This window comes from Gemmatimonadaceae bacterium (assembly GCA_020852815.1).
In the GTDB taxonomy this organism is placed as follows: Bacteria; Gemmatimonadota; Gemmatimonadetes; order Gemmatimonadales; family Gemmatimonadaceae; genus SCN-70-22.
In genome coordinates this window covers 42,011-67,290 of sequence record JADZAN010000001.1, presented here as the reverse complement: position 1 = coordinate 67,290, position 25,280 = coordinate 42,011, and the positions used below count along the sequence as shown (strand labels likewise).

The following is a 25,280-nucleotide window of genomic DNA, read 5'->3' as shown; positions in this document are numbered from 1 at the left end:
GTGCTGCAGCTGCAATCGCTGCTGGACTGGCTCTCGGCGCTCCATCCGGCCACGCTCCTGGCCGCCATGGCGGCGCTGGCCGCGGTCGAGAACATCTTCCCACCCATTCCGGCCGACGTGCTGGTGGCGTTCGGCGGGTTTCTGGCCGCCCGCAACCAGGCTTCGCCGTGGCCGGCCTTCCTCGCCGTCTGGCTCGGCAACGTGGCGGGGGCGCTGGCCATGTACGTGGCGGGACGGAGGCTGGGACGCGCCTGGATTGCGCGGCGCTTCCATGTGGCGCCGGGAGGGCGAAATGAGGCTCGCCTTGCCGCCTGGCATGAGCGCTACGGCGCTCTCGCCTTCTTCGTGAGCCGATTCCTTCCCGGCGTGCGCGCCCTCGTCCCGCCCATGTCTGGCGCGCTGCACTTCCCGCTGCCGGGGCTGGCCATCGCGATTTCCGCCGCCTCGGCCATCTGGTACGGGGCAATCACCTGGCTCGCTTTCACCGCGGGGAGCAACTGGGAGCTGCTGGCGCGCCAGGTTGGGCGGCTCGGACGCTGGTCGGGGGTGGTGGCGGGAGTGGTCGTCGTCGTGGCGCTGGGCGCCTGGTACGTCGCGCGGCGCCGAAAGGGCGGCGCGGGGGAGGAGTAACGGCGATGGGCGAGCCGCTGACGCCCGATGACGTGGCGCGCGCCTTCTACCTGGAGCGCTTCGACGACTTCCTCTCGCTCGAGCAGGGCTCGTCGGAGCGCACGCGCGACGCGTACGGACGCGACGTGGCGCGCCTCGCCATCTTCGCCGTCACCAAGGGGGTGCGTGCTCCCGGTGCACTCGACGCGCGACTGCTGCGCGACTTCGTCTACCACCTCAAGGACCTGGGGCTCTCGCCATCGTCCATCCGGCGCAACGTGTCGGGGGTGCGGACGTACTTTCGCTTTCTGCTGGGCGAAGGGGTCGTTGCCAGCGATCCCAGCGACCGTCTGGAGATGCCCAAGCGCTGGCGCGACCTCCCCGACGTCCTCTCGGTGGAAGAAGTCGACCGGTTGCTGGGGGCGCCGCTGATCGACGATGCGATGTTCTTTCGCGACCGGGCGATGCTCGAACTGGCCTACGGGGCGGGGCTCCGCGTGAGCGAGTGGATCGGGCTGCAGGTGAAGGACGTCCTCCTCGACGAGGGGTTGGTGCGCGTCTTCGGCAAGGGCGCCAAGGAACGACTGGTTCCCGTGGGACGCTCGGCGGTTGGCGCGATCGACCTGTACCTGCGCGAGTTGCGCCCGCGGCTCGAGCGGGGGAGCGGGAAGGGGATCCTCTTCCTCAATGCGCGTGGCCAGGCGCTGTCGCGCATGGGGGCGTGGAAGATCCTTCGCAAGCACGTGGAGGGCGCCGGCATCGAGAAACACGTATCGCCCCACACGCTGCGCCATTCCTTTGCGACGCACCTGCTGGAGGGCGGGGCCGACCTGCGGGCGGTGCAGGACATGCTGGGGCACGCGGACATCTCCACGACGCAGATCTACACGCACGTCAACCGCGACTATCTGCGCACCGTTCACCGGCAGTATCATCCGCGTGGGTGAAGCGTCGGCGCACGCCCGCGCGCAGACCAGCGCGCACGCCAGAGCGGACGCAACACGCGCTGCCTCCTCCTTTCGCCAATCGTCCTCGTGCTCCTCGTCATCGACAACTACGACTCCTTCACGTACAACCTGGTCCAGTACTTCGGTGAACTGGGGGCGTCGCCGGTGGTGCACCGCAACGACGCGCTCACGGTCGATGCGGTGCGCGCGATGTCGCCGCGGGCCATCGTGATCTCGCCAGGGCCGTGCACGCCACACGAGGCGGGGATCAGCGTCCCCGTGATCCGTGCCCTGGGCGCCACCACGCCGCTGCTGGGAGTTTGTCTCGGGCACCAGGCGATCGGCGAGGCGTACGGCGGTCGCGTGGTGCGCGCCTCGCGCGTGATGCACGGCAAGGTGTCGGAGGTGGTGCACGAGGGGAGCGGGCTCTTTCAGGGGCTCCCGTCGCCGCTCCGTGTGATGCGCTACCACTCGTTGATCGTGGAGCGGGTCTCGCTCCCCGACACGCTCGACGTCGTGGCGCACGCCGCCGACCTGCCTGACGAGATCCACGCCCTGCGCCACCGCTCGCACCCGGTGTGGGGGGTGCAGTTCCATCCCGAGTCGATCCTGACGCAGGGTGGCAAGGAGATGCTGCGCAACTTCCTCGCGATGGCCGACGCCTTTCACGCGCGCGCGCGCGCGGCCTGACCCTCCTCACGCCCGTGACCCGCAAGCTGCTCCTCGCCCTTGCCGCCGTCGTCGCGGCCGGGCTGGTGGTCTTCTTCACGCGCGGCGCGGCCATGGCCGACCGCTCCATGAACACGCTGCTGGCCCCTGCGCCGTACACGGCCCCACCGGCGGCAGAGTCGCTCCTGCGCACGCTTGACGTGGTCGACCTCCACGCCGACGCCCTGCTGTGGCCGCGCGACCTGCTCGAGCGGCATGACTACGGGCACGTCGACGTCCCGCGCCTCCAGGACGGACATGTCGCCCTGCAGGTGTTCTCCGTGGTGACCAAGACGCCGCGCGGTATCAACTACGAGCGCAATACCGCAACGACGGACAACATCACGATCCTCGCCATTGCCGAGCGGTACCCGGTTCGCGCCTGGTTCTCGGTCTTCGGTCGCGCGCGCTGGCAGGCGAGGCGGCTCAGGGATGCGGTGGCGCGCAGCGCGGCGCGCGGCGACTCGGCGTTGCGCCTGGTGACATCCCGCGAAGAGCTCGCGGCACTCCTCGCCCTGCGCCGGCGCGGTCGCCCCGCCATCGGCGCGCTCCTCGCCACGGAGGGGTTGCATCCGCTCGAGGGGCGCCTCGACTTCCTCGACTCGCTCGCCGCCGACGGCTTTCGCATGTTTGGCTTCACCCACTTCTTCGACAACGAGGTGGGCGGGTCGGCGCATGGGGTGGAGCAGGGGGGGCTTACGCCCTTCGGCCGGCAGGTGGTCGCGCGGATGGACTCGTTAGGGCTGGTGATCGACGTCGCGCACGCCTCGCCGCGCCTCGTGGACGACATCCTCGCCACGACGCGCCGTCCGATCGTCGTCTCGCACGGCGGGGTGCAGGGCACCTGCCCGGGGCCGCGCAACCTCACCGACGACCAGCTGCGGCGCATCGCCGCCGGCGGCGGGGTGGTGGGGATCGGCTACTGGGACGGCGCCATATGCGAGCCCACGGCGGCGTCCTTTGCCCGGGCGGTCGCTTACGCGATGCGGGTCGCCGGGGAGGACCACATTGCCCTCGGGTCTGACTTCGATGGGAGCACCGCCGAGCCGTTCGACGCCAGCGGGATGGGCCTGGTGGCGGCGGCGCTGCGCGACGCGGGGCTGTCGGACGAGCAGGTGAGGAAGGTGATGGGGGAGAACGCGCTGCGACTGCTGGGCGAACTCCTGCCGTCGCGATAGGGGGCGACGCATCGCGGTTGGAAAAGCGGTATCGCGCGGATTAACTTGGGTGGCGTGCCTTTTGCGAACTCGGCCGCCCCCGCCTCCTCCACCGTCGCTGGAGTCCTCGCCGTCATTCCGGCGCGACTCGGGGCGACCCGCCTCCCGCGGAAGCCCCTCCGCCTGCTGGGTGGACGCCCGCTCATCGTTCGCGTTTGGGAGCGCGTCGTCGCCATGCAGGTGGCACCAACCGTGGTCGTCGCGACCGACGCGCAGGAGATTGCCGAGGCCGTTCGACAGGCCGGTGGAACCGCGGTACTCACCGCGGCGACGCATCGCTCGGGAACTGATCGGATCGCCGAGGTCGCGGCACGGCCGGAGTATGCGCTGCACGACGTGATCCTCAACGTGCAGGGCGACGAACCATTCGTCTCGGAAGCCGCGGTGCGTGGTGCCCTGGCAATGGTGGCCGTCGAGCGATTCCCGCTGGGAACCGCGTGCGCCGTGGCCAACGAGGCGATCCTCGATTCGCCGCATGCGGTGAAGGTGGTGGCAGGCGACGATGGGCGAGCGCTCTACTTCTCGCGCTCGCCCATTCCGCACCTGCGGGACGCCGCTGACGCCGCCGACTCGGCGCTTCGCGCGTCGCTCGTGCGCCAGCACCTGGGGATCTATGCCTACACGCGGGATGCGCTCGCGGCGTGGGTGTCGCTTCCCGAGCATCCGCTGGAGCGAGTGGAACGACTCGAGCAGTTGCGTCCGCTCGCCGCCGGGATGGCGATGGGCGTGGCGACCATCGACGAGCCGCCTCCGGGCGGCGTGGATACCGAAGACGACCTCCACCGGGCCAACGCGCGGTGGCATGACCTTTACGCCGGACGGCGCTGATGACCACTCCCCCGACTCCCAACCAGGCCACGCGCTTCATCTTCGTCACCGGCGGCGTGGTGTCGTCGTTAGGCAAGGGCATCGCCGCGGCGTCGCTGGGGCGGCTCCTCGTCGAGCGCGGGTTGCGCGTGTCGATCATGAAGTTCGACCCGTACCTCAACGTGGACCCGGGGACCATGTCGCCCTTCCAGCACGGCGAGGTCTACGTCACCGACGACGGGGCCGAGACCGACCTGGACCTGGGGCACTACGAGCGCTTCATCGACCGCTCGCTGTCGCAGCTCAACAACGTGACGACGGGGCGCATCTACCTCAACGTCATCACGAAGGAACGGCGCGGCGAGTACCTGGGCTCCACCGTGCAGGTCATCCCGCACATCTCCGACGAGATCAAGTCGCACATCAAGCGCCTGGCACCGGGGAACGACGTCGTGATCGTCGAGATCGGCGGGACGGTGGGCGACATCGAGTCGCAGCCGTTCCTCGAGGCCATCCGGCAGTTCCGCCAGGAGGTGGGAAAGCAGAACGCGATGTTCATCCACCTCACGCTCGTACCCTACATCGCCGCAGCGGGCGAGGTGAAGACCAAGCCCACGCAGCACTCGGTGCGCGAGCTCATGGAGCTGGGCATCCAGCCCGACGTGCTCATTTGCCGCACCGAACGTCCGCTCAGCGAGGACATCAAGCGCAAGATCGCGCTCTTCTGCAACGTGGAGTTCGGCAACGTCATCGAGAGCCGCGACGTGTCCACGATCTACCAGATCCCGCTGGAGTTCTCGGAGCAGGGGCTCGACGAGCGCGTGATGGAGCGCCTCAACCTCGTCGGGCGCGCCCCCGACCTCTCGGCGTGGCGGGCCATGGTGCATCGCGTCGTGCAGCCGCGCGACCGGGTGCGCATTGCCGTGGTGGGGAAGTACACGCAGTTCGTCGACAGCTACAAGAGCGTGCAGGAAGCGCTCATCCACGGCGGGATTGCCAACGACGTGGGCGTCGATATCGCCTGGACGTCGAGCGACCTGTTCACGAGCACGGAGAAGGCGCGCGAGATCCTGCGCGACTACCACGGCCTGCTCGTCCCCGGCGGGTTCGGCGTCCGCGGCGTGGAAGGGATGGTCGAGGCGATTCGCGCCGCGCGCGAGTTGCGCATCCCGTTCTTCGGCATCTGCCTCGGGATGCAGGTGGCGATCATCGAGTTCGCGCGCGACGTGCTCAACCTCGCCGACTCGCACTCCAGTGAGTTTGCCCCCGAGTGCGAGCACCCCGTCATCGCGATGATGGAGGAGCAGAAGCACGTCACCGACATGGGGGGGACGATGCGCCTGGGCGCCTACCCGTGCCGCCTGGCGCGCGGCACCAAGGCGGCCGAGGTCTACGGCGTCCCGGAAGTCAGCGAACGGCATCGTCATCGCTACGAGGTGTCGAACTCGTATCGCGAGGCCTTCATCGAGCATGGGATGAAGCTCAGCGGACTTTCACCTGACGGGTCGCTGGTCGAGATCGTGGAACTCACCGACCATCCGTGGTTTGTCGGCTGCCAGTTCCACCCGGAACTGCAATCCCGCCCCACGCGGCCGCACCCGCTCTTTGCCGCCTTCGTCGCCGCGTCGGCCACGCGCCGCCGTGCCGAGGCGCGCACGACGACGGCGAAGTCCCTCGTGGAGGCGGCGGACTGACGATGTACGCCGGCTTTCCCACCGACCGTCTCTTCCTCATTGCCGGCCCCTGCGTCCTCGAGGACGACGGGCTCAACCTGCGCGTCGCCGAGCACCTCGCGAAGCTCGCCCCACTTGTGCCTGGCGGAATCATCTTCAAGGCATCGTTCGACAAGGCGAACCGCTCGAACCCCGGCGCCGCCCGCGGCCCGGGCATCGAGGAAGGGCTGGCCAGCCTCGCGCGCGTCCGCGAGGCCACGGGGCTCCCCGTCCTCACCGACGTGCACCTGCCGGAACAGTGCGCGCCCGTCGGGGCGGTGGTCGACGTGCTGCAGATCCCCGCCTTCCTGTGCCGGCAGACCGACCTGCTGGTGGCGGCAGGTGCAACGGGACGCCCCGTCAACGTCAAGAAGGGGCAGTGGCTGCACCCGGAGGGGATGAAGGGTGCGGTGCAGAAGGTCGCGCGATCCCGCCCCGGCGCCGATGTAACGCCCGTCGCCCAACTCCACGCTGCCGTCTCGGCCATCGCCACCACGGAGCGCGGCTCGTTCTTTGGATACGGCGACCTGGTGGTCGACATGCGCAGCTTCGAGCGCATGCGCGCCGCCACCGGCGTCCCGGCCATCTTCGACGGCACGCACAGCGTACAGCAACCGGGAAAGGGCACCGACGGCGCCAGCGGCGGGTTGCGCGAGTTCATCCCGCCGCTCACGCTCGCCGCGATCGCCGCCGGCGCCGACGGGCTCTTCCTCGAGACGCATCCCGACCCCGACCACGCGCCGAGCGACGGCCCCAACATGCTCCCGTTAGGCACCCTCGCGGCACTGATCCGCCGCGCCGTTGCCGTCTGGGAGGCGCGTCGATGATTGGCTTCGGTGCGCAGGCGGGGACGCCACTCACGCCGGCCGGTGTCCCGTACATCGCCCCCGACGATGCCCGGCGCATCAGGTTCGTCGCGCTCGACGTCGACGGGGTGCTCACCGACGGCGGGATCGTCCTCGGCGACGTGGACGGCGCACGCTACGAGAGCAAGCGATACGACATCCAGGACGGACTCGGCATCAAGATGCTGCAGAAGGCCGGCATCGTGGTCGCCATCATCACGGGACGCGTGTCGGAGAGCGTGGCGCTGCGCGGAGCCGAACTCGGGGTCGACGAGCTGGTGCAGGATGAGCATGCGCGCAAGCTCCCCGCGCTCAACAGGCTCATCGCCGCGCGGGGCATGGACCTCGCCGAGGTCGCCTTTGTTGGCGATGACCTCCCCGACCTCGGCGTGCTGCGCGTCGTTGGGATGCCCGTGGTGGTCGCCAACGCCACGGACGAAGTATTCCGCACGGCCAAGGTTCGCCTCACGCGGCGCGGTGGCGACGGCGCGGTGCGCGAGTTCGCCGAACTCCTTCTCAAGGCGCGCGGTGAGTGGGACGCCCTCGTCGAGTGGTACGTGGCCTCGCGCGCGCAGGAGGAACCGGCATGACCGGGAGCGAGGCGATCGCCCTCGGGCAGCGCGTGATCCGCCTCGAGACCGAGGCGTTGGCCGAGGTGGAGCGCCGGCTGGGCGACGGCTTTGCGCGCGCGGTGGACCTCATCGCCACGTCGACCGGTCGGGTGATCGTGGCCGGCGTCGGCAAGTCGGGGCTCATCGGGCGCAAGATCGCGGCAACGCTCACCTCCACGGGGACCCCCGCGACCTTCCTCCACCCTACCGAAGGGTTGCATGGCGATCTCGGCATGGTGGGCAGCGACGACGTCGCGATCCTGCTCTCCAAGAGCGGCGAGAGCGAGGAACTCCTCACCCTGCTGGCGCACCTCAAGCGCTTCGGGGTGCGCACCATTGCCCTCACGGGGCAGTGCGATTCGTCGCTGGGGCGCGAGTGCGACGCCACGCTCGACGCCTGGGTGCGCGAGGAGGCTTGCCCGCACGACCTGGCGCCCACCACCAGCACCACCGCCGCGCTGGCGTTAGGCGACGCGCTCGCCGTCGTGATCCTCGAACGCAAGGGGTTCCGCCGCGAGGACTTCGCGCGCCTCCATCCCGGCGGGTCGCTGGGGCGCAAGCTCCTCACCCGCGTGCGCGAGCTGATGGAACGCGAACGCCTCCCGATTCTCCCCGCCAGCGCCACCATGCGCGACGCCATCGTCCTCCTCGCCGAGCGGCGCGGGATCGTCGTCGCGACGGACGAGGACGGAAAGCTCCTCGGCGTCTTCACCGCCGGCGACTTCACGCGCCTCATGGAGCGCGAGCCGGACCCCTTTGGTGTCTCCCTCGAACGGGTCATGACGCGCGCGCCGCGCACCGCGAAGGCTGAGGAACTTGGGAGCGCCGTGGTGTACCGCATGGAGCGATTCGGCATCATGGCGATGCCCGTCACCGAAGACAACGGAACCGTCGTGGGCGTCGTCCACCTGCACGACCTGATGCGCGCGGGGGTCGCGTGATGTCCCTCTCATCTGCCATGCGTTCGTCCGTCGCGGTCGCGATCCTCGCGATCGTGGCCGCGTGCGAACAACCCACCACGACGCCCGTGGCGCAGAAGAGTGTCGTCCCCGACTCCGCCGACCAGGTGATGTTCGGCGTGCGCTTCTTCCTCACCGATGGCGGGTTGCGTCGCGCCGAGCTGGTCTCCGACACCGCGTACATGTACGACGACAACACCCGCACCGAGATGCGCGTCGTCAACACCACCTTCTTCAAGGTGAGCGGGGAAAAGGACGCCGTCCTGACGTCGAAGACCGGGAGCTACAACATCCGCCTCGGCAGCATGGAGGCGCGCGGCAATGTCGTGGTCATCGCCACCGACGGCCGCAAGCTCGAGACGCCGCACCTGCGCTACGATCCGTCGCGCAACGAGATCGCCAGCGACTCCGCCTTCACCATCACCGAGGGTGGCGGTCGCGTGACGCAGGGAATCGGATTCATCGGCGACCCGGACCTCAACAACGTCCGCGTCCTCAAGTCCACGCGCTCGCGCGGCAGCGCGGTCACCATCCCCAAGTCGTGAACGGTCGCGCGATCGCGATCGCGATTCTCTTGCTCGCCACCGCCGGCTGCATTCGGTTTGGGCGACGTCCCGCCGCGCCGCGGCAAGGGCCGGTGGCGCCGGGGCCGGCCCTGCCCGCGGACTCAATCCCCCCCATCAAGATCGACTCGATCATCGAGCGAAAGGCGGGAGCCGCGGCCGAGTCGACCTTCGTCGCCTCCGCACCAGGGCGCCGTACCCCCGAGAAGCCGGCCGAGCGGTGCCTGCTGGAAATCGACGGCGACCGCTCGCAGTTCATCAAGGACCCCATCTCGCAGAAGTACACCTCCTACTTCGGCGGCGGCTTCATTGGCCGCTGCCCGGGGCAGGGCATCACCATCACCGCCGACTCGGCGGAGTTCTACGACCAGAACCAGCTGTACTACCTGCTGGGGAACGTGAAGTACCGCGAGAAGCGCGTGAACCTGGACGCCGACAAGCTCACCTATTTCCGTGCCGAAGAACGGCTGCTGGCGGAGGGGAACGTGGTCGCCGTCATGAGCGACTCGTCGACGATGACGGGGCCACGCGCCGAGTACTTCCGCGCCGTGCGCGGCGTACGGACGCGCGCGCGCATCGTGGCCACGAACCGTCCCACGCTTCGCCTCATCGAGGCCGACTCCACGGGCAAGCGACGCGGTGAGCCGGTCATCCTCGTCGCCGACAACATCAACGGCGAGGGCGACTCGCTCTTCATCGCCTGGGGACGGGTGACGATCGACCGCAGCGACATCCTGGCGCGCGGCGACTCGGCGAACCTCGACAATACGCGCCAGTTCTCGCGGCTCATGAAGCAGCCGTACATCGAGAGCAAGGGGAAGGATTCCTTCACCCTGCGCGGACTGGTCATCGACATGTACGGGCGCAACCGCGCCATCGAGCGCGTGGTGGCCAAGGACTCAGGCGTCGCCGTCAACAAGGACCTCACGCTGGCCTCGGACACCATCGACCTGCGCGTCCGGGACAACCGGCTGCAACGCGCCTATGCCTTTGGCCCCGGGTCGGCGTCCGCCATCACCAAGGACCGCACCATCCTCGCCGACTCGATCGACGTACGCATGCCTAACCAGCAGTTGCGCGAGATGTACGCCGTGCGGCAGGCCTATGCGGAGTCCGACCCGGACACCTCCAAGGTCCGCTCGCGCGAGCGCGACTGGCTGCGCGGCGACACCATCGTGGCCCGCTTCGACTCGCTCCCGCCGACCGATACCACCTCGAAGCCGAGGATCCGCGACCTCCTGGCGTCGGGCACGGCGAGTTCCTACTACCAGGTCCCCAATCGCAAGGATGTGCGGAAGCCCGGCGTGAACTACGTGCGGGGGCGACAGATCATCGTCGACTTCAAGTCGCAGGAAGTGCAAACGGTGACCGTCGTCGACTCGGCCAGTGGTGTCTTCCTCGAGGCGCTCCCCGACAGCGTCGTCGGTGACTCGGCCAAGGCCAACGCCCGGCAACGTCGCCCCCCCCGCCGTGCCGGCGCCGACGGACGTAACCCGCAGTCCGGAACCATCACCCGGCGGCAGCCTAACGCCGTCCGTCGCCCGTGACGTTGACCAGCCTATCGCGCGCATGAACGGCGAACCCATCTCCCCCCGCGTCCAGGCGCTCATCGAGCAGCGCGCCGGCGGCGACCGCTCGGTCGCCTTCGGGCTCCACGCGCTTATCAGCGAGGCCGACGCCAATGGGCTGTCCGTCTTCAACGACGTCGCCATCCGCTTCCGCGACGACTGGCTCGCCGCGATCCGCAGCCAGGGCGGCGACGCCGACCGCGAGGCGGGACGGCTCTCGCTGGACGAGGTGCGCGCCTTCCTCCAGCGCTCCGTCCTCCCCAGGCTCGCGGCCCAGGGGTTGATCGAATACCCCGTTCCCGGCGACCAGGACGTCGGCGCCAAGGTGCGGCTCTCCCCGGAGCTGTGGGACGAGATCGCGCCGCAGCGCCTGGGGGTCGCCGAGTCGCTGCGCCTCACCGGCGAGCACGCGACCGTCTCGGTCCCGACGCCGGCATCGCGGCGCGCGGTGGAGCCCACGGTCGCCCTTTCCGGGAGCATTCTCGAGGCACATGGGCTGGTGAAGGTCTACCGCAAGCGACGGGTGGTGAACGACGTCGCGGTCCGCCTGCAGCAGGGGGAGATTGTCGGACTCCTGGGCCCTAACGGGGCGGGCAAGACAACCACGTTCTACATGATCGTCGGCCTCATCCAGCCCGAGGCCGGTTCGATCAAGCTGGACGGCGAGGAGATCACCCGGATGCCGATGTACAAGCGCGCCCGCCGGGGGATCGGCTATCTTTCGCAGGAGCCGTCCATCTTCCGGAAGCTGACGGTCGAGGACAACATCCTCGCGATCCTCGAGACGTTGCCAATCACGAAGGAGGAGCGTCGAACACGGTTGGAAGGGTTGCTCGACGAACTAAGCATCAAGCACCTGCGGCACAGCCGGGCCTACGCCCTGTCCGGCGGGGAACGGCGGCGCCTGGAGATTACCCGGGCGCTGGTCTCCCAGCCCAAGTTCATGATGCTCGACGAACCGTTCGCCGGAGTCGACCCGATCGCCGTCCATGACATCCAAACGATCGTGGCCGGGCTGCGCCATCGCGGCATCGGGGTGCTCATCAGCGACCACAACGTGGAACAGACGCTCGATATCGTCGACAGGGCTTACATCATGTTCGACGGCCAGGTGAAGGTTTCCGGGACGGTGCGCGACCTTGTCTTCGACGACGAGGTATCGCGCATCTACCTCGGCCCGACCCTCACGGCCCGGTTGCGTTCTCGCTTTGCCGCCGAGCGGGAGCGGGAAGGCTACGCGTCGGCCATCGTGCCCGACGCCGGGGAGGAGCTTCCCGCATGAGAACCGGGCTCAGTCAGCACGCGGCGCTTCGGCAGGAGCTGAAGATCAATCCTCGCCTGTACCAGGCGATGGACCTGCTCTACATGCCGCTGCTCGATCTCCAGCAGCACCTCAAGCAGGAGCTGCTCAACAATCCCTTCCTCGACATGATCGAGCCGGACGAGGAGGATTCGGAGGAGGAGCCGGAACTGGAGGGGGAGGAAGGGCCGGTCGACCTGGCAGAACCCGAGACCGCGCCGCCGGAAGAGCGCGAGGCGGTGAACAACGAGACCATCGACTGGGAGGAGATCCTCCTCGACGGTTTCGAGACGGGCGGGGTGCGCGAGGAGCACGAGGAGCGCGAGTACTACGAGCCGGTGTCGGTGGACCGTCGGGACCTGGACGACCACCTGAAGGACCAGATTTCGCTGCTCGAGCTGACGCCGCGCCAGTTGCTGCTGGCGGACGAGTTCGTGGGGAACGTGAACGAGGACGGGTACCTCACCTGTGCCATCCCCGAGATCGTCGAGGGGATCAACGAGGTCGTGGCGCGCGCCGCCGAGAAGGAGAACTTCCACGGCGACCTGCCGCTGTACACGCTCCCCGAGGCCGAGGAGATGCTGCGCATCGTGCAGACGCTCGACCCGCCCGGCGTGGGCGCGCGCGACCTGCGCGAGTGCCTCCTGTTGCAGCTGCGCGACCTCAAGCAGGAGGAGACGCTGCAGTACCGCCTGGTGCGCGACGCCTTCGACGAACTCATCGCCCACCGCTGGAGCGAGATCTCCAAGCGCTTCGGGATCAGCGCGCAGGACGTGCAGCAGGCCGCCGACGAGATCGCCAAGCTCGACCCCAAACCGGGATTGCGCTACAGCGACGCCAGCGACGGCTACATCGTCCCCGACCTGGTCGTCGAGAAGATCGACGGGCAGTACCACGTCTTCATCAACGACGGCAACCTCCCGCGCCTCAAGCTCTCCAAGGCCTACCAGGAGATTGCGCGCGACAAGAAGAAGTTCGACGGCGAGAACAAGGAGTTCATCTCGTCCAAGCTCAATTCGGCCAACTGGATGATCCAGGCCATCGAGCAACGCCGCCAGACGATGCTCAAGGTCATGAACTACATCGTCGACCGGCAGCGCGATTTCTTCGAGAAGGGCGTGCAGTACCTCAAGCCGCTCACCCTGCGCGAGGTCGCCGAGGTCATCGCAATGCACGAGAGCACCGTGAGCCGCGTGACGAACGAGAAGTTCGTGCAGACCCCCCGCGGCGTGCTCCCGCTCAAGTTCTTCTTCTCCTCGGGGCTCAGCACCACGGGCGGCGAGGACGTCTCGGCGCGCGGCATCAAGGACCAGATCGAGAAGCTCGTCACCAACGAGGACCCGAAGAACCCGCTCACCGACCAGGCCATCGTCAACATCCTGCGCGACAACGGCGTGAACATCGCCCGCCGCACGGTGGCCAAGTATCGCGATCAACTCGGCGTGTTGTCGGCGCGGATGCGCAAGCGGGTATGACCCTGCCGGAGCTTCGCGTCTCGGTCCTCGTTCCGGCGAAGGACGAGGCCGAGAACCTCCCGTTGTTCCTGGAGCAGGTCGAGGAAGCGTTCCGCGGCTTCGCCCCGGGGTTCGAGGTCATCGTCGTCGACGACGGCTCCGAGGACGACTCCTGGACGGTCCTCGAGCGACTGCGCGCGCGCTATCCGTTCCTCCGCACCGTTCGGCACCGCTCGCGCCGCGGGATTGCCGATGCCCTGCGCACCGGATACCTCAACGCCCGCGGTGACATCCTCGTCTTCTATCCCGCCGACCTGCAGTTCAAGCCCGCCGACATTCCACGCCTGGTCGCCCCCATCCTCGCCGACACCGCCGACATGGTGACGGGGTTCAAGGAAGGGAAGTACGAAAAAGCGTTCGTCTCGTCGGTGTACAACAAGCTGAGCCGAGTGCTGTTCCATGTCCCGGTCAAGGACCTGAACAGCGTGAAGGCGTACCGGCGCGAAATCATGGAGATCCTCCCCACGCGCCCCGACTGGCACCGTTACATGATCGTGATTGCCGCCGCGCAGGGCTACTCGGTCACCGAGATCCCGGTGCCGCTGTACCCGCGGCACGCCGGCAAGTCGAAGTTTGGGATCGGACGCATACCGGTCGGCGTCCTCGACATGCTCTCCGTCTGGTTCGAGCTCCGCTTCGCCCAGAAACCGCTCCTCCTCTTCGGGATGCTCGGCGCGGCGCTCTTCGCCCTTGGCGCCATGGCCGGCCTGGTTGCCCTCGGCTGGCTTGCCTTCACCGGCGAGGGGCTGCGGGCCGTCTGGACCGTCATCCAGACCTGCCTCATCCTCGGTTCGGTCTTCTTTGCCGCCGGGCTCGTGGGCGAGCAGGTGGCCGGCGTGCGTGCCCAGCTCCGCGAACTGCGACGCGTCACCGACGAACTCCGCGACGGCCAGCGTGAACTCCAGCATTCCGAGCCCCGCGATGGCTGACGCGCCACGCCTGCGCGTCCTCTTCCTCACCCACTCGTACCCGCGCGTCCCCGGCGATGCGCCGGGATCGTTCCTGTTGCATCTGGCGGTGGCACTGCGAGGGGAGGGGATCGACGTGCGCGTCGTGGCCCCCGGCGCACCGGGACTCGCGCCGCACGACACCTTCGACGGCATCCGCGTCGACCGCTTCCACTACGCCCCGCGCCAGTATGAGAACCTCGCCTACACCGGCGAGATGGCGCAGGAGGTGCAACGCTCGTGGGGCGCCAAGGTCGCGCTGGTCGGTTTCCTCGGGACGCAGTTCGCCCTCGCCACGCGCATTCGGCGGGAATGGGCGCCGCACGTCCTGCACGCGCACTGGTGGTTTCCCGGCGGCGTGGTGGGGAACTGGGCGGCGGGACTCGGCCACCTCCCGCTCGTCACCACGATGCACGGTACCGACGTGCGCCTGGCCCGCGCCAAGGCGTTTGCGCGCCCCATCTTTCGCCGGGTGATGCACCAGTCGCGCGCCGTCACCACCGTCTCCCGCTGGCTGGCCGGCGAGGTGCACGACATGGTCCCCGACGTGCAACCGCTCGTGGCCCCGATGCCAGTGTCCACCGCGCTGTTTGCGCCTGGCGGAACGCGCGCCGCCGACCGCCTTCTTTTCGTCGGTAGGCTCAACGCGCAGAAGGGGGTCGCCGCCCTCCTCGACGCCGTCGCCCGCATGCGCCACCGCATCGCCGTCGACCTCGTCGGCGATGGCCCCGACGCCGCCACGCTGCGCGAGCAGGCCACGCAACTCGGCATCGCCGCCCAGCTCACCTGGCACGGCGCACTCCCGCAGGACGCGCTCCCCGCGCTCTACCAGCGCGCCAGCGCCCTCGTCGTCCCCAGCATCGGCGAGGGACTTGGACTCGTCGCCGTCGAGGCGCAGTTGTGCGGCGCCCCGGTGGTCGCCTTCGAGAGCGGTGGCCTCACCGATACCATCACCCACGGCGAGACCGGGCTCCTGGTCCCTCCTGGCGACCTGGACGCCCTCGCACAGGCGCTCGATCGCCTCTTCGACGATCCCGAGCTGCGCTTGGCGTTAGGCAGGGCAGGGCGGATGTCGGCGCTGGGGGACTTTGCGCCGGAATCGGCGGCTCGGCGGTACGCCACCCTCTACCGCTCGATCGTTGCGCCATAAGGCGACGCGGGTCGTCTTCCTCGTCCTGACCCTGGCCGCGGTGGCCCTCGCCGCTCGCGCCATCTTCTCCCAGTGGCAGGACTTCCGTGCCTCGGGGGTGCAGCTCCAACCGCGATGGACGCTCGTCGCCGCGTCGAGTCTCGTCGTCTTCCTTGCCTACGGCGTTCTCGTCGAGACGTGGCGGCGCACCGTGCGCGCGTGGGACAGCGAGCTTCCCTGGGGCCAGGCCGCGCGCATCTGGTTCATCTCCAACCTCGGGCGCTACCTCCCCGGCAAAGTCTGGCAGATCGGGGCGATGGGGGTCATGGCGCAGGAGCACGGCGTCTCGGTCGTCGCCTCGACGGGGTCGGCGCTCGTCATCAACCTCGTCAACATCCTGGCGGGCTTCGGCCTCGTGCTCGTCACAGGGGCTGACTATTTCGACGCCCCACGCGCGGCGGTCGCGCTGGCTGTGGTCGTGGTCGCCGGCATCTTTCTCGCGCCGAGAATTGTCCCATTGCTGGGAGCGGCGGCGAGCCGAGTCGTGGGGCGTCGGCTCGACATTCCCGCCTTCCCCGATCGCGCCGTGTGGCTGGCGTCGGTCGGTTGTCTCGTCGCGTGGATCCTGTACGGCGTCGCCTTCCAGCTCTTCGTCGCCGGTGTGGTCGGGCACGCCCCCGGACGCACGACCGCGTACATCGCCGCCTTCACCGGATCGTACCTGGCGGGCTACATTGCGTTGTTTGCGCCCGGCGGTATCGGCGTGCGGGAAGGGTCGCTCATCGTCGCGTTAGGCCGGCTGGGCCTCGCGCAGGGAGGGGCGGCCGGCGTCATCTCGCTCGCCTCCCGACTCTGGCTTACCGTGCTCGAGGTCCTCCCGGGACTCGTCTTTCTGGCCATCGACGCCCTCCGGCGCCGCCGCACCACCTCATCCGCCCCGTCATGACCCGCACACCCGACGTCGCCGCGTCCCCCCCATCGGGGTTACCATCGGCTGCGTCGCCCGGACCGCGCTTCGCCCTCGCCTGGGCCGCCCTCGTGCACGGGGTCTGTACCCTCGTACTCGGCTTTCCCGCGTTGGCCGGCAAGTTCCTGGTCAATCCGTACTCCGACCAGTACATCGCCGGCTACGCGTTCCGCGACTTCGCGAGAAGCCACTGGAAGCAGTTCGGGGAGATTCCGCAGTGGAACCCCTATCTCTTTGGCGGGATGCCGTTCGTCGATGCCATGCACGGCGACACGTTCTATCCCACCGCGCTCTTGCGCATCGTGCTCGGGACCGACACGGGGATGACCTGGGGGATGATCCTTCACGTCTTCCTGGCTGGCCTGTTCACGTATCTCTTCCTTCGCTCGCTCGGCCTCTCATTCTTCGCCGCCGTCATTGGCGGCGTCGCATACCAGATGGGGGGGAACGTGGCGGGGCTGGTCTCGCCGGGACACGACGGCAAGATGTTCATCGCCGCACTCCTCCCGTTGGCGCTCTACCTCGTCACGCGCGGCGTGCGCGATGGCCGCACGGCGGCATGGGGAGCGCTGGCGCTCGTCGTGGGGCTCGCCGTTCTCTCGCCGCACCCGCAGTTGCTGCAGTACATGCTCCTCGTGACCGGCGCGTTCGCCGTGTTCAACGCCTTGGGGTGGGGATCCGACGCTCCGCTCGACCGGCGCGTTGGCGTTAGGCGACTGGGTGCAGCACTCGCCTCGGTGGCCATCGGGCTCGTGATGGGGGCCATCCAGTTCTGGCCCGTGAAGATGTACGAACCCTTCTCGCCACGCGCCGGCGGAAAGGCGTGGGAGCACGCCGTCTCGTATTCGCTCCCCCCCGAGGAGACGCTCAACTTCCTCATTCCGCAGTTCACCGGGGTGCTCGAGCGCTACTGGGGGCGCAACGGGATCCACTTCCACTCGGAGTACATCGGCGCCGCGGTCCTCGTCCTTGCCGGGCTCGCCCTGGGCGCATGGGCGCTCCGCTCGCAGAAGCGCCTCGTCACCTTCTTCCTGGTGACCTTCGTCGTGTCGCTCCTCTGGGCGCTGGGGGGATACACGCCGTTCTACTCGCTCGTCTACGCACTCGTCCCGGGAACGAAGTACTTCCGCGCGCCCAGCACGATGCTCTTCGTGGTGTCCTTCGCCACGGCGGTCCTCGCCGCCTTCGGGACTGAGCGCATCGTTCGCGCGGAGAACCGCCGCCGCTACCTCCTGGGCTGGGGAATCGCGGCGGTGATCATCGGGCTCCTTGGCGGAGCCGGCGCCCTGACCAATCTCGGCGTCGCGATCGCCGGGCCCGATCGGGCCGATTTCGTGATGGCCAACGACGGTGCGCTCAGGGTCGGTGCACTGCGCTCGATGGTCTTCATCCTCCTCACGCTTGGCGTCGCCTTCATGGTGTCGACGCGGCGCGCCTCACGCGACCTGGGCGGCATTCTCCTCATCCTCGTCGTCGCGCTCGACAGCGCGAGCGTCCTGCGCCGCTACTGGCAGTTCTCCGAACCGGCGGCGGTCACGTACGCCAGCAACCCCGTCATCGACTATCTCAAGAAGCAGCCGCCACCGTTCCGCGTCCTCTCGTTCCAGACGGCGGAGTCGGAGGCGGTGCACGATCCCGTGCTCAACTACGACGGGTTGATGAGCTTCGGCATTGCCAACGTCCTGGGTTACCACGGCAATGAACTGGGAGCATACGATCGATTGGCAGGAAAGGATGAGGGATTCCGTCAGGTGGCGAATCCCAACTTCTGGCGCCTCCTCAACATGCGCTACATCCTCACCAACTCGCCGGACAACATCGGCCTCAAGGACCTGAAGTTGGTCGCGGGCCCAGCGCGCGATGCGGCGGGGAGCCAGCTCTACCTGCACGCCGTTCCGTTCGAGACGTCGTACGCCTGGGTGACGCCGGCCATCGCGAAGGCCAACGAAACGTCGGTCCTGGCCACCGTGCTCGATCCGCGATTCGACGTGCGCACCGCGACGGTCTTCGATAGCACCGTCTCCGTGCAGGCGCCGCCGCTCACCGCGCTCCCGCAACCGTTGGCGATCACCGCGAAGGTGACCAACTACTCTCCGGGGCGAGCCACCATCGAGTTGGACGGTCCGGCGCCAGCCGGCTCGGCGTTGATGGTCTCGGAGAACTGGTATCCGGGGTGGAAGGCGCTCGTGGACGGGAAGCCGGCGGTGGTGGGGAAGGCGGCGGTGTCGCTCATGGGGGTCGTGCTCCCCGCGGGCGCTAAGAACATCCAGCTCTCGTTCCACAACGCCCCCTACGAAACCGGAAAGCACGTCACCTGGATCGCGGTGTTGGTCGCCCTCCTGATGCTCGCGGCCGGGCTGGTCGTCGATCGACGCGGAGCCAGCGCCGGTGGGTGAGTCGGCGATGCAGGGCGAACCCACGGAGAAGGCGCTCGTCATCGTCCCCACGTTCAACGAGCGCGAGAACATCATCCGCCTCATCGATGCCGTCCTCGTCCAGGACCCGCGCATCGAGGTGCTGGTGGTGGACGACGGCTCGCCCGACGGCACCGGCGCCCTCGTCGACGAGCGATCGGCGACGGACGCGCGCGTTCACGCGCTCCACCGACCGCGGAAGATGGGGCTCGGCACCGCCTACCTGGCGGGCTTCAAGTGGGCGCTGGAGCGCGACTACGCGCTGGTGTTCGAGATGGACGCCGACTTCTCGCACGACCCATCGCACCTCCCGCAGTTCCTCGAGAGTGCGCAGGACGCCGACCTCGTGCTCGGTTCCCGGTATCGCGACGGGAAGGTGACGGTGGTGAACTGGCCCATCGCGAGACTGTTGCTGAGCTACAGCGCGAACATCTACGCCCGGCTCGTGACGGGGCTCCCGCTCTACGACGCCACCGGCGGCTTCAAGTGCTTTCGGCGGAAGGTACTTGAGGCGATCGACCTAAGCGATGTTCGGTCAAACGGTTACGCGTTCCAGATCGAGGTAAGCTTCCGCGCCTGGCGCAAGGGATTTCGCATTGTCGAGATCCCGATCGTCTTCGTCGATCGCACCGAAGGCGAGAGCAAGATGTCGAAGCGGATCGTGCGAGAGGCCATCTGGATGGTCTGGCGCCTGCGCTGGTGGGCCATCATCGGACGCGTGTGACGTGAAGGGGCGACGCTTCTGGAAGATGAGCGGGTCGGGGAACGACTTCGTCTTCTTCGACGCCATGCGCGACCCCGCGGGCGAGCTGGCGACGCCCCCCTGGATTGGGCGCCTGTGCGAGCGGCGCACCGGCATCGGCGCCGACGGCGTCGTCTTCCTCGAACCGCACCCGCTTCACGCGTTCTCGATGCGGTACTTCAACCGCGACGGCTCACTGGCCGAGATGTGCGGGAACGCGGCGCTGTGCAGCACCAGACTCGCACGCATGCTCGGCATTGCCCCCGAGGGGAGCTTCACCTTCGAGACCGTTTCGGGATCCGTCACGGGGCGTTTCGTGGCGGGGATGCCCGAGATCGACATGATCCCGGTCACCGAGCTGGCCGCGAGCTTCGAGACCGCGCTCGAGCCGGGCGAGCAGCGCATTGGATTCGCCCGCGTCGGGGTCCCGCACCTGGTGCTGCTGGTCTCCGATCTCGAAGGATTGGACGTCTTCCGTCGCGGGCGCGCGCTGCGGCACCTGGAAGCGCTGCGGGACGGCGCGAACGCCAACTTCGTGATGCGCGACGAGGGCGATAGGTGGTGGGTCCGCACATACGAGCGCGGCGTGGAAGAGGAGACGCTCGCCTGCGGTACGGGCTCGGTCGCCGTCGCGGCGCTCCTGACCGCATGGGGGCTGATCGATGGTCGCGTCGCCCTTCGCACACGCTCTGGTCGGGATCTCGTGGCGACCGTGAACGCCGAGCCGGAGCAGGGAACCCCCGTCCTGGCTGGCGAGGGGCGCATCGTCTTCGAGGGAACGCTCGGCGAGTTCTGAGAGGCGGCGATCGTCGCTCCGCGACGCACTGGCGAGACGCGGCATCAGGCGCCTGGACGGCCGAGCAGCGTAGTCGCGTGCTGGGACCATGGAGACGTGCCACCGCGGGGCTGGAGCGCACCGTGACGTTCCTTGCGTCGAGGCGGCGTGGATGCCGATGCGCCATCGTCGTCCGAGAGTCGAGTTGCACGGATGCGCTCGGTGGCGCCGACGGGGCCACGCTCTATCGCGAGTCCCGGGACAGCCCAGCGGGGGAAGCGAAGCAACCGGCAGGGAGATCTCCCCACTTTTCCACGGGGTAAGTTTACATAACACATATTATGCGTATTTGTTCGGAGGCCGACCGCCGGGACGTACCATCTGGTCAATCGAGGCTCGTGGACAGCAAACAGGCCGCCGAACTGGAGTCGGCGGCCTGCTCTGTTGTTCTACGTGCAGCGTCGAGTATGCGTACGTCGTACGTGCGTCGTTGGTGCGTCGGGTGTGTGCGTGGGCGCGCTGCGACCCGCAGCGGCGCGCAACTGTCCTAGCGCGTGGCGACCGTCGCGCTCAGCTCACCGACCCGAAGACGCGCCTCGCCGTTCAGCGGCGACGCCTCATCGGCGGCGATCGCCTCCCAGATCTTGAGTGCCTCGTCCTTCTTCCCCGCGGTCACGTAGGCGCGCGCTGCGTCGGCCTTGTATGACTCGCGCTCCGACGGAAGCGTCGACGCCGTGGAGGCCTTGAGGTACTCGGCAGCAGCCTCGGCCGGCTTGCCCGACTGCTCGAGTCCGGCACCGCGCAACGCGTGCAGCGAAGCCTGCATTGCACCCGCCGAGCCCACTTCGTCGAGCACCTTCATCCCGTCGGCGACCTTGCCCTGCTGGAACTGCACCTGGGCCAGGAGGAGGCGCGCCTGCGTCCCTGCCGTGGTGGAGCCATAACGAGACACGACTTTCTGCAAGTCGGCCGCGGCGAGCGCCAGGTTGCCCGACGCCATGCTGCGCTGAGCCTCGCTCAGGGCGCGCGATGCGCCCGCCGCCTTCGTGTCGTTGGAGCGCGACACGACCCACGAGCCAGCCGCAAGGGCGACCACGACGATCGCCCCAATGCCGAGCTGGCGCCCGTGCGATTGCACCCACTCCATCAGCGACTCCGCCGAATCCTCGAGCCGCGGCCGAGCCGCTTCACCTGTTTTGGTCATCGTTTGTCAGGCGTTCCCTGCCCCCGAATTGTCGTTAGAGGGCCAAGTTATTTGGTGGAGGTGCGTGCACTCGCGTCGGAGTACAGCACACGTCGTACGTAGCGCGTTAAAGATGTGGAGCGCGGCGGCGAGTCGGTAGTGCGGCCTTGTTCTGACGCTAGTTTTCACTATCCTTCCCAGCGCCCTCACCCTTAACCACTTACCATGATTAGGCGCAAAGGCATCTCACGAATCGACCAGCCGGAGAAGCACAATCACGGCTGGCTCGTCCAGGTCACTTTCGAGGGCAAGACGCACCGAAAGTGGTTCTCGGACAACAAGCATGGTGGCAAGAAGAAAGCGTTCGCCCAGGCGGTTGTCTGGCGCGACAAGACCGAGAAGGCGCTCGGTAAGCCGCAGACGGGTCGTGTGGTGGTGCGCTCGCGCCGGAATCGTTACGGCGTGACGGGGGTACAGTGGGACAAGCGGCATCAGGCGTTCATCGTCTCGATCAACCCTGAACCTGGCAAGCAGAAGCGCTTCTACGTCCCCGCCAAGGGGCGCAAGAAGACCGAGGCGCTGGACGAGGCGAAGAAGCTCCGCCTCAAGCTGGAGAAGGACATCTACGCCAAGCGTGGCGCCTGACGGTCCCTCCATCCGCAGTACCCTCTGCTCCTGAAGGGCGTTGGGGCCCCTCTGCCGAATCTCGCAGAGGGGCCCCACTCGTATCGTGCCACTTGAGCCACGTCTCAGCTGCTGAGTGACGTCGGGCCACTGCGAGGTCGTTCCAGGTGCCCCCGACACGATTCGAACGTGCGACCAACGGTTTAGGAAACCGCTGCTCTATCCATCTGAGCTACGGGGGCATGTGTGACATGAACCCCGGTGAATCTACGCCTGAGGCTCGAGGCGGTAAAGCCGACACACCCCTGCCGTGTGCGGCCACCGGCGATCGCTCGAACGGTCGCTGACTCCCTTCCCCCGCTAGTCGCCAGCGCCGAGGCGTGGCGGCGCGACAGAGCAGCGGCGACGACCCACCTCGCGGCTTCTAGTAGACGACGACGGCCGACACCTGCTGTCCCGCCAGTCGTTCTCTCCCCGGAAGAAAGCCCAGCTCGATGAGGAAGGAACTCCCCACCAGATCGCCACCGAGCGTGTGCACCAGTCGCGCCGCAGCAGCGGCCGTCCCGCCAGTCGCAAGGACGTCGTCCACCACGAGCACGCGCGCGCCGTGCCCCAGCGCATCGGTGTGTACCTCGAGCGCGTCGGTTCCGTACTCGAGGGCGTACTCCTCGCGCCTGGTCTCGAACGGGAGCTTGCCCGGTTTGCGAACCGGGATCAATCCCGCCCCCAGCGACACCGCGATCGGGCCACCGAAGAGGAAGCCGCGGCTCTCGATCGCCAGCACATGCGTGATCCTCGCCTCGCGAAATGGGGCGAGCATCAATTCGCACGTCGCCCCGAACAGCGTCGGCTCGGCAAGGAGCGGCGTGATGTCCTTGAAGAGGATCCCGGGTTTCGGGTAGTCGGGGATCTCGCGAATCGCCGCGCGGATGCGCTGCCGAAGCGACGCGTCCGACGCGTCCGCTGCTTGGTGAGCCAACGAATTCACTTGAGGATCGTGAACGGATGGGGGAGTTCGAGCGTGGGCTGCGGCGCCAGGCTGATGACCTGCTTCACTTCGGCCCCCGCGGGTCCCACGCGCACTGCCGCCAGCAGCGCGCGAACCCCCTCCTCACTTCCCGACGCGGCAATCTCGAGGTTGCCGCTGGAGAGGTTGCGGACCCAACCCGTCAATTGAAGGGCCCGCGCCTGCTGCTGCACAAAATGGCGAAAGCCGATGCCCTGCACTTTGCCAGCGACTTCAACGTGAACGACGGGCACGAGGGGTTCGGCAGCGACGTGGCGAAAACGTTACGATCGAGCGGTCAGAAGGGACGCCAGGACACTCGCGAGCACCGCCTCGGGTGTCGATCCGGCGGGAGCCGCGGGGGCAATCTCGCCTGCTCGCACCCGTCGCGCTACCGCTTCCAGCGTCTCCAGCACGTGCTGCTGGGTCGTCGAGCGCGCCACGAAGTCCCGCAACTGCGCATCCCGCTCGGCCAGGAGCTCCGGCGACTCGTCGGACTCGATTGCAGCTCGCGACGGCTCGACCGTGTCGCGCTCCGCAGCGACGCTCAACGAGGACGAAGGCGCCGCCTCAGCTGCGTGCGGCGCCTGGGGCTGGGCGGTTTCCAAGGCGTCGTCGGCAACGGAGAGGTTGGCCACGGCGTCGCCTGCCAGGGAGCGTCCCCCGCTTGCCCAGGTCGCGCGCCCGGTCACCGCCGATTCTGTCGGTTCCGCCTCGGCGCCCAAACTCGCGAGAGAATCCGCGCGCAACATGCTGTCCAGACCGGGGATCGGCGTCGGAAGCTGAAGCACTTCGTGAGGTGTGAGCGCGAAGTCCGCGAGCTCGGCGTCGAGCAAGAGGGTCGGCGCGGCGCGCTTGGCGCGCTCTTCGATGAGCTCGGCGGCGATGGTGCTGTCCCCTGCTCCGCCGTCGACTTGGTCGAGGACGGCGTCCGCGTCGAGGGGGGCCGCGTCGAGGGCCGATGTGTCGCGGGCCGATGTGTCGCGGGCCGACGTGTCGAGAGCCGACGTGTCGAGGGTGGTTTCCTCGAGGGAGATCTCTGAGAGGGTGACAGCCTCTACGTCGGTGGGCCGAACGAACGCGGCAACCTCGGCAGCAGCGAGAGTTACGGGCTCGACGGCTTCGGCGAGAGGAGACTGTGCGGCGACTGCCTCCGCCGAGAGCGACTCCGCCGCGCCGACCGCAGCAAATGGCTCGAAGGCATCGATGGCTTCGATGACCGGGGCGACTTCTACCTCGGCCGCAGCCTCGAGCACCTCCGACACGTCCGCGACGGGCACGATGTCACGAGAGCGCGCAACCTCGACGTCGTCGACGTCGTCGACGGTCTCGATGGCCTCGATGGCCTCGATGGACTCAACCGCCTCGACGGTCTCGATCGTCTCGACCGAATCGATGGTCGCGACGGCCCCAGAGGCCTCCGTGGCCTCAACGGCGTCGACCGCACCATCCGCGCCGAGTGCTCCAAGCGCCTCGCCCTCGTCGAGGTTACGCCAGTCGACATCAGGTGCACCGCTCGCCTCCAGCGACGGCGCCGATTCCACCAGCGACCCAGCCTCCCCAACCGTCGGCGCTTCCGCGTTGACGACGTCGTTCGCGGCTTCTGCCTCCGCCTCAACACTCTCGATCTGCGCCGCCTGGGCCGCCTGAGCCGCCTGCGTCGCCTGGGTAGCCGTCGCTTCGACCTGGTCAACAGACGCCGGGCTTTCGCCGAACCAATCCGCTGCGGCCGCGGGAAGCGCGTGCGAAACCTGATCTGCGGCCGGCGCCTCGGGCAGCGCGAGCATCTCGGTGACCGCCTCCGGCTGCTCGGGCTGCTCAGTCGCCGGTGTCAACGCCGGCGTCAACTCCGTCGACACCGCCGCCGTCGCCTCCACTGCGCTCGTCGGTTCGACCGTCGCCGTGGCGACCGCCGCTGGCGGCTCGGGGGCGGCAACGTCGCGCGGCGGAGCGAACGTCGCGATGGCGGGGCGTCGCGCCCCCAGCGGCTTCAGGCCTCCCCCGCCGTGATCCTGACTTCGCTGACCGCTGAAGGGTCGAAGGAAGGGACGACGGGGTGCCGATCCACCCTGAGCCTGCGAAACATCAGCCATGTGAGCCGCTCCGATCGACGGTTGCGATTCCGGTCCTGGG

At 68.3% G+C, this 25,280-nt stretch carries 24 protein-coding genes and 1 tRNA gene; 20 read left to right on the top strand and 5 right to left on the bottom strand.

The annotated features are described in order from the left end of the window. The 19 genes from IT359_00310 (at position 1) to IT359_00220 (ending at position 20,355) form a co-directional block, all read left to right on the top strand. Positions 1-630, top strand: coding sequence for a DedA family protein (locus tag IT359_00310; protein MCC6927403.1), 630 nt, complete (start codon positions 1-3; stop codon positions 628-630). 5 nt (positions 631-635) lie between these two features. After that, entirely contained in the window at positions 636-1,556 is a 921-nt protein-coding gene (gene xerD, locus IT359_00305; protein ID MCC6927402.1) for a site-specific tyrosine recombinase XerD, read from the top strand. 87 nt (positions 1,557-1,643) lie between these two features. Beyond that, a complete protein-coding gene (locus tag IT359_00300; GenBank protein ID MCC6927401.1) occupies positions 1,644-2,246 on the top strand; it encodes an aminodeoxychorismate/anthranilate synthase component II in 603 nt (200 codons plus the stop codon). Between the two features lie 92 nt (positions 2,247-2,338). Then, on the top strand, positions 2,339-3,442 hold the full coding sequence (locus IT359_00295; protein MCC6927400.1) for a membrane dipeptidase: 1,104 nt from the start codon (positions 2,339-2,341) through the stop codon (positions 3,440-3,442). Positions 3,443-3,496: 54 nt separating this feature from the next. Next, positions 3,497-4,309 (top strand): 3-deoxy-manno-octulosonate cytidylyltransferase, encoded by an 813-nt coding sequence (gene kdsB / locus IT359_00290; protein ID MCC6927399.1) that lies wholly within the window; start codon positions 3,497-3,499, stop codon positions 4,307-4,309. Next, on the top strand, positions 4,309-5,982 hold the full coding sequence (locus tag IT359_00285; protein ID MCC6927398.1) for a CTP synthase: 1,674 nt from the start codon (positions 4,309-4,311) through the stop codon (positions 5,980-5,982). Before kdsB ends, IT359_00285 begins: the two co-directional genes overlap by 1 nt. A 2-nt stretch (positions 5,983-5,984) precedes the next feature. Next, the gene (kdsA, locus tag IT359_00280; protein ID MCC6927397.1) at positions 5,985-6,827 is read left to right on the top strand and encodes a 3-deoxy-8-phosphooctulonate synthase; all 843 of its coding nucleotides are present in this window, start codon (positions 5,985-5,987) and stop codon (positions 6,825-6,827) included. Next, complete coding sequence (locus IT359_00275; protein ID MCC6927396.1) at positions 6,824-7,435, top strand: HAD hydrolase family protein; 612 nt, start codon at positions 6,824-6,826, stop codon at positions 7,433-7,435. The genes kdsA and IT359_00275 overlap by 4 nt, the downstream gene beginning before the upstream one ends. Then, entirely contained in the window at positions 7,432-8,397 is a 966-nt protein-coding gene (locus IT359_00270; protein MCC6927395.1) for a KpsF/GutQ family sugar-phosphate isomerase, read from the top strand. The genes IT359_00275 and IT359_00270 overlap by 4 nt, the downstream gene beginning before the upstream one ends. 17 nt (positions 8,398-8,414) lie before the next feature. Beyond that, complete coding sequence (gene lptC / locus IT359_00265; protein MCC6927394.1) at positions 8,415-8,960, top strand: LPS export ABC transporter periplasmic protein LptC; 546 nt, start codon at positions 8,415-8,417, stop codon at positions 8,958-8,960. Beyond that, positions 8,957-10,525 (top strand): hypothetical protein, encoded by a 1,569-nt coding sequence (locus IT359_00260; GenBank protein MCC6927393.1) that lies wholly within the window; start codon positions 8,957-8,959, stop codon positions 10,523-10,525. Before lptC ends, IT359_00260 begins: the two co-directional genes overlap by 4 nt. A 469-nt stretch (positions 10,526-10,994) precedes the next feature. Beyond that, positions 10,995-11,828, top strand: coding sequence for an LPS export ABC transporter ATP-binding protein (gene lptB / locus IT359_00255; GenBank protein ID MCC6927392.1), 834 nt, complete (start codon positions 10,995-10,997; stop codon positions 11,826-11,828). After that, the gene (gene rpoN / locus IT359_00250; protein MCC6927391.1) at positions 11,825-13,321 is read left to right on the top strand and encodes an RNA polymerase factor sigma-54; all 1,497 of its coding nucleotides are present in this window, start codon (positions 11,825-11,827) and stop codon (positions 13,319-13,321) included. Before lptB ends, rpoN begins: the two co-directional genes overlap by 4 nt. Beyond that, positions 13,318-14,289 (top strand): glycosyltransferase family 2 protein, encoded by a 972-nt coding sequence (locus IT359_00245; GenBank protein ID MCC6927390.1) that lies wholly within the window; start codon positions 13,318-13,320, stop codon positions 14,287-14,289. Before rpoN ends, IT359_00245 begins: the two co-directional genes overlap by 4 nt. Further along, on the top strand, positions 14,282-15,457 hold the full coding sequence (locus IT359_00240) for a glycosyltransferase (GenBank protein ID MCC6927389.1): 1,176 nt from the start codon (positions 14,282-14,284) through the stop codon (positions 15,455-15,457). The genes IT359_00245 and IT359_00240 overlap by 8 nt, the downstream gene beginning before the upstream one ends. Beyond that, complete coding sequence (locus IT359_00235) at positions 15,447-16,382, top strand: flippase-like domain-containing protein (GenBank protein ID MCC6927388.1); 936 nt, start codon at positions 15,447-15,449, stop codon at positions 16,380-16,382. The genes IT359_00240 and IT359_00235 overlap by 11 nt, the downstream gene beginning before the upstream one ends. After that, entirely contained in the window at positions 16,379-18,799 is a 2,421-nt protein-coding gene (locus IT359_00230) for a hypothetical protein (protein MCC6927387.1), read from the top strand. The genes IT359_00235 and IT359_00230 overlap by 4 nt, the downstream gene beginning before the upstream one ends. A 7-nt stretch (positions 18,800-18,806) precedes the next feature. Further along, positions 18,807-19,541, top strand: a complete 735-nt coding sequence (locus IT359_00225) for a polyprenol monophosphomannose synthase (protein ID MCC6927386.1) — start codon at positions 18,807-18,809, stop codon at positions 19,539-19,541. Position 19,542: 1 nt separating this feature from the next. After that, the gene (locus IT359_00220; GenBank protein ID MCC6927385.1) at positions 19,543-20,355 is read left to right on the top strand and encodes a diaminopimelate epimerase; all 813 of its coding nucleotides are present in this window, start codon (positions 19,543-19,545) and stop codon (positions 20,353-20,355) included. Positions 20,356-20,881: 526 nt separating this feature from the next. On the opposite strand, the gene IT359_00215 is transcribed toward IT359_00220, so the two are convergent. Next, positions 20,882-21,538, bottom strand: coding sequence for a tetratricopeptide repeat protein (locus IT359_00215; GenBank protein MCC6927384.1), 657 nt, complete (start codon positions 21,536-21,538; stop codon positions 20,882-20,884). Positions 21,539-21,742: 204 nt separating this feature from the next. On the opposite strand from IT359_00215, the gene IT359_00210 reads away from it, so the two are divergent. Further along, on the top strand, positions 21,743-22,162 hold the full coding sequence (locus IT359_00210; protein MCC6927383.1) for a hypothetical protein: 420 nt from the start codon (positions 21,743-21,745) through the stop codon (positions 22,160-22,162). Positions 22,163-22,309: 147 nt separating this feature from the next. On the opposite strand, the gene IT359_00205 is transcribed toward IT359_00210, so the two are convergent. From IT359_00205 to IT359_00190, 4 genes are all read right to left on the bottom strand, one after another. Beyond that, a tRNA-Arg gene (locus IT359_00205) sits at positions 22,310-22,383 on the bottom strand. Between the two features lie 182 nt (positions 22,384-22,565). Then, complete coding sequence (locus IT359_00200) at positions 22,566-23,072, bottom strand: adenine phosphoribosyltransferase (GenBank protein MCC6927382.1); 507 nt, start codon at positions 23,070-23,072, stop codon at positions 22,566-22,568. Between the two features lie 53 nt (positions 23,073-23,125). Further along, positions 23,126-23,401 (bottom strand): acylphosphatase, encoded by a 276-nt coding sequence (locus IT359_00195; GenBank protein ID MCC6927381.1) that lies wholly within the window; start codon positions 23,399-23,401, stop codon positions 23,126-23,128. A 30-nt stretch (positions 23,402-23,431) separates the two neighbouring features. Then, on the bottom strand, positions 23,432-25,240 hold the full coding sequence (locus IT359_00190; protein MCC6927380.1) for a hypothetical protein: 1,809 nt from the start codon (positions 25,238-25,240) through the stop codon (positions 23,432-23,434). Between the last annotated feature and the right edge of the window lie 40 nt (positions 25,241-25,280).

Coding starts and splice junctions, on each gene's coding strand:
- IT359_00240 (MCC6927389.1), top strand. CDS start 14,282: ATGGCTGACGCGCCACGCCTGCGCGTCCTCTTCCTCACCCACTCGTAC.
- rpoN (MCC6927391.1), top strand. CDS start 11,825: ATGAGAACCGGGCTCAGTCAGCACGCGGCGCTTCGGCAGGAGCTGAAG.
- kdsA (MCC6927397.1), top strand. CDS start 5,985: ATGTACGCCGGCTTTCCCACCGACCGTCTCTTCCTCATTGCCGGCCCC.
- lptC (MCC6927394.1), top strand. CDS start 8,415: ATGCGTTCGTCCGTCGCGGTCGCGATCCTCGCGATCGTGGCCGCGTGC.
- IT359_00285 (MCC6927398.1), top strand. CDS start 4,309: ATGACCACTCCCCCGACTCCCAACCAGGCCACGCGCTTCATCTTCGTC.
- IT359_00275 (MCC6927396.1), top strand. CDS start 6,824: ATGATTGGCTTCGGTGCGCAGGCGGGGACGCCACTCACGCCGGCCGGT.
- IT359_00245 (MCC6927390.1), top strand. CDS start 13,318: ATGACCCTGCCGGAGCTTCGCGTCTCGGTCCTCGTTCCGGCGAAGGAC.
- IT359_00270 (MCC6927395.1), top strand. CDS start 7,432: ATGACCGGGAGCGAGGCGATCGCCCTCGGGCAGCGCGTGATCCGCCTC.
- IT359_00190 (MCC6927380.1), bottom strand. CDS start 25,240: ATGGCTGATGTTTCGCAGGCTCAGGGTGGATCGGCACCCCGTCGTCCC.
- IT359_00215 (MCC6927384.1), bottom strand. CDS start 21,538: ATGACCAAAACAGGTGAAGCGGCTCGGCCGCGGCTCGAGGATTCGGCG.
- IT359_00210 (MCC6927383.1), top strand. CDS start 21,743: ATGATTAGGCGCAAAGGCATCTCACGAATCGACCAGCCGGAGAAGCAC.
- IT359_00225 (MCC6927386.1), top strand. CDS start 18,807: ATGCAGGGCGAACCCACGGAGAAGGCGCTCGTCATCGTCCCCACGTTC.
- IT359_00295 (MCC6927400.1), top strand. CDS start 2,339: ATGGCCGACCGCTCCATGAACACGCTGCTGGCCCCTGCGCCGTACACG.
- xerD (MCC6927402.1), top strand. CDS start 636: ATGGGCGAGCCGCTGACGCCCGATGACGTGGCGCGCGCCTTCTACCTG.
- IT359_00230 (MCC6927387.1), top strand. CDS start 16,379: ATGACCCGCACACCCGACGTCGCCGCGTCCCCCCCATCGGGGTTACCA.